Below are 4,075 nucleotides of genomic sequence, written 5' to 3'. Positions count from 1 at the left end.
TGTGTTGTTGATTCCCGCGTTCATCGTCTTCGCTGTTCACCTGCTTCTTTTGGGCATGTGGCAGAGGGCTGCTACCTGGCGCGTTCGAAGACACGTCAACGAGGCGCTCATCGGTGGGGATGCGCGGTCACTTCGACGAGCGGCTGTAGAGACGGCAGAAGCCGAAAGGGACTGGCCGGGCCACGAACTGTGGGTGCTCAGGAAGGCTCTCGAGATCATGCGGTACAGAGTGAAACACACCGTCTGATCGTCATAGTTCTCCAAGATGTTTCAACGCAGCGGTGGCGTTGGATCACGCCGCGAGCGCGACTACGTGCCCTTCCAGGACCTGCTGAGAACCGCGGGCTGATACCGAGGCCTGCCGGGTTTCACGTAGCTATTTCACGAATCACGCGCCGAGTCACCCATGGTCGGTTGTTCAGGGTTTCCGTTCTGTCGGCTAGACGCACTCATTCCTCAGAACACCTGTCCGAGGAACAGGTAGAAGGTGCCGGAGGCGCTCTCGGCCTTGCCGTAGGCGAGAAAGATTGGACCCAGGACGGTGTCGAGGCCTACGAAGACCGATCCCCCGCGACGAAGATCGGAGAGCGATGCCATGTTTGGATCCGGCCACACGTTGCCAGCCTCGAGAGACCCACCCAGGTAGAGAGATCCACCGAACGGACCGGGGGTCTCGCCGAACTTTCGGTAGGACACCAACCGAGCCAGCCCAAGTCGGCGTCCCGCGAGCTCTCCCTGCTTCAGACCGCTGAGGTTGAGAAAGCCTCCGAGGCCGAAGTCGGCGTAGAAGGGGAGGTCCGAGCCGAGGTCGGTCCCGAAGATCGCACTCCCGATGAGGGTTTGACGCCCAAAGCTCTTGGCGTGGGCGCCGCCGACGAATAGCTGCTCGAACTCATCGTCGGCACCGATTTCAGATCGAGACAGGAACAGCCTGAGTTCCGCAAAACTCCCCGCTCGCGGAAAGTTGGCGTTGTCCAGCTGATCCAGGGTGGCGCTCAGGTTGAAGTCGCCGGTGTCCACGTCGACCGGCGTCGTGTCCCCGGATAGCCGGCGCCCTTCGATACGACCGGAGACGGCGCCCAGCCTGACTTCTCCGAAGTTGCCGAGGTTCGCGCCCAGGTCGAAGCCAGCAGACGTGCGGTCGATCTCGGCTAGGATCTGCTCGCCGTTTTCGAAGACGATCTCGTCCCCGTCCTGGGCAAAGAACAGTCGGGGAGCAACGAAAAACGTCCCGGAGTATTCCACCGGCTGATAGAACTCCGTGGAGACGGAGTCGAGGCCTCCGAGGGTGAAGAACGTCTTCCACTCCGCGCCGAGTGCGTTGATCTGGGTTCGGCGGACGAGAGCGGTTGCGGCGAATTGCCCGCGACCATCCAGGTTGGCCTCGGTAGCGGCCCCGAAACGAAGGTACCAGGGGCCCCAGGATTTCTCCTCTCCGCGGATCTCGAGGGTGTGCCCCTCGTTCTCCGGCCGGAGTCCGAACTCGACCTGCTCGAACTCGCCGATCTGGTACACGCGCTCGAGATCGGCCTGGAGCTCGGCGAGATTCAGGGACTCTCCGACCGGAGACTTCACTCGTCGCCGCACCAGCTTGGGGGATACGCGCTCGAGACCGGTGATCTCGACTTTCGAGATGACGCGGTCTTCGATTCCGGTACCGCTGCGTTGTCGCTGCAGGTACTCGTCGAATTCCTGCTCACTGACTGAGAACTCCCTCAGCCTTTCCTCATGAAGCCGGGCCGCAGCGATGCCTCGCTCCACCGCCGTTTCCACCTCACCAAACCCCTCGAAGGTCATGATCCCTGTGAGCTCAGGCACGATCAAGAGGTCCTGCTCGCGAATCAGGTCGCGCTGCCCTGAGACGCTCTGCTTCGCCATGACGCTCATCGTTCTAAGCATCACGCCCATCGCCGTTGGGTCTTCCAGCATCTCTCCGAGCGGAGTTCCGACGTCGATGGCAATCAAATGGTCGGCGCCCATTTCGAGCGCCACGTCGACCGGTAGGTTGCGCACAACGCCCCCATCCACGAGCAGCCTCTCGCCGATCTGGACCGGGGTGAACATCACCGGAAAAGCCATGCTGGCCCGGATCGCCTTGGCCAGCTCCCCGTGGTCCAAGACCACCATCTCTCCTGTCTCGAGATCTGCCGCAACCGCTCGAAACGGAATCGGGAAGTCGTCAAACGGCCGCTCTTCGGCCGCGTGCAGCAGCATCGACCGGATGATGAAGTTGAGCTTCTGGCCGGCAACGAAGCCCGCCGGGTAGCTCAGGCCGTTGCGCCCTAGCCCCAATTCGAACCTGAACAGAGGCAAATCATCGTCTTCCTTTTGCCGGAACGCCACATACCGTCGGGCCGGGGCGTCGTTGAAGGCGTCCTGCCAGTCCACTTCGGCAATCCGGTCGAGCATCGTCGCCGGAGACAATCCGGTGGAGTACATCCCTCCGACGATCGCGCCCATGCTCGTTCCGACGATGAAGTCGACCGGCACTCGCAGCTCTTCGAGGACCTTGAGCACGCCGACGTGCGCCGCTCCACGGGCGCCGCCGCCACTGAGAACGAGTCCCACTCGGGGACGCCTGGATGATCTGACCGCAGAGACGTTAGTCGCGCCGCCGTCCTGTGCCACGATCTCCTCGCCAGGACCCTCACTTGCAAGTGAATCGCGCAACGATCGATCGGATTCGTCCCCGACCTCGAGCTCGATGCGTGTAGCGCCTTGGGCCGAGGCGGCCATCGAGGCAAGAAGAATGAGGCACGACACTTGCGCCCAACGCATTCGAGGTCTCTTCATCAGTTGGTCTCTGCGGAACGAGTCTATCTGTCGTCCGGAGGGTACTCCCGCCGAATCTGCGGGCTACTCGAGCGGCTCGTTCCGCAGGGACTCTAAGTACCTCGTACCTGCTTGCGAACGTTAGGGCGACTTTCTTTGGTTCGCCAGCAGTCTCATTCCTGTTCTTGTCGAGAAACGAGGTGCTAGCTCAGGCACCTGACGTGAGTCCTTGACGACTTGAGCAGGAGACCCGCCTGCTGCTCAGCGAGACGCGCTGCCGGGTACACATGCAATACGTCGCCGAGGTGGCCGAGGAACTTCCGCTTGAAGTCCCGCGGGCGCCCGTAGTCGGCGCCGAACTGAGTCTGCAACGCCTCCCAAGGGATGAGGCACGGCTTTCGGAGATAGCTCATCCGGTAGGTGAGCCACGCGTAGATGTCGAGGGCGAGGGGTGAGCCCTTGAGGGCCTTGAGTGCCCGGAGGTCGATTGGGACGGCGTGGGCCACGAGCTCGTCGTAGAACTCCGAGCTCAGGACAACCACCGAGTTCCAGAGCGGCCGCTGTTCGGGATCGCGTGGCGACCACCAAAGCTGGTGCTTGTGGGCGATGGTGTAGCCGACTCCGGCACAGGAAAGTGGGGACAGGCAGGCCCTCCCAGCCCTGCTCCCATGCCAGTCCCCACTTTCCTGATAGCTGCAGCGGATGGTGGTGGAGAAGAGTCGGTGGAGCTGGTCGCGTAGGCGGGACGTCGTCCCGCGCTTGCCGGTGACGGGCGTCAGCCCGAGCTTGTACATGAAGCTCGAGAAGGTTGGACCGAGCTCGATCTCGCGGCTGCGAGTTCGAACGGCCTCCGTGGAGAGCCAGGCGAGCGCCAGTCGAGGGTAGGAGCCGTAGGGTAGCCCGACCGACGGCGGGGCGTTCATGTAGAGAGTGAAGCGGCCGTTGACGCGTTCGAACTCGTGCGGGTTTGGACCTTTGTGGGGCCGGCTGTGGGGAAGGGTGGCCTGAATGAGGATCCGTGCCATGAAGCCGAGGGCGCCAGCAGCCCGCGCCTCCTTGGCCTCGATCTCGAACGCTTCTTCAGCGAGCTTCTGGGACTTGGTGCGGCGCCGAAGGGCGGGCGCGAGTCCCGCCCGTTCTCGATCAGCAGGGGTGTTCCAAACGGTCCCCGCCAGGACCTCCCCGAGGCGATGCGGACAGTTGTCAGCACGCGTCAGGGCGAAAGTCTCAAGCGGCTAAGCTCATGTCCCTCAGTGAGTTAAAGGCGGTCAGTTGGGCGAAAACGGCCAGGATCTGTTCTACT

General features: G+C 62.7%; 2 protein-coding genes. Both read right to left on the bottom strand.

Annotation, left to right across the window (positions count from 1 at the left end):
• Nucleotides 1–456: 456 nt before the first annotated feature.
• A complete protein-coding gene (locus GY769_09800; GenBank protein ID MCP4202216.1) occupies nucleotides 457–2,568 on the bottom strand; it encodes a BamA/TamA family outer membrane protein in 2,112 nt (703 codons plus the stop codon).
• 407 nt (nucleotides 2,569–2,975) lie between these two features.
• Nucleotides 2,976–3,797, bottom strand: a complete 822-nt coding sequence (locus tag GY769_09795) for a pirin (GenBank protein MCP4202215.1) — start codon at nucleotides 3,795–3,797, stop codon at nucleotides 2,976–2,978.
• Nucleotides 3,798–4,075 lie beyond the last annotated feature (278 nt).

The sequence above is a fragment of the bacterium genome (assembly GCA_024224155.1).
In the GTDB taxonomy this organism is placed as follows: Bacteria; Acidobacteriota; Thermoanaerobaculia; order Multivoradales; family JAHEKO01; genus CALZIK01.
Note: the sequence above shows the minus strand (reverse complement) of the source record. Positions and strands in the feature narration are given on the sequence as shown.

Excerpts from the sequence above, each read along its gene's own strand:
- GY769_09795 (MCP4202215.1), bottom strand. The coding sequence starts at position 3,797 with ATGGCACGGATCCTCATTCAGGCCACCCTTCCCCACAGCCGGCCCCAC.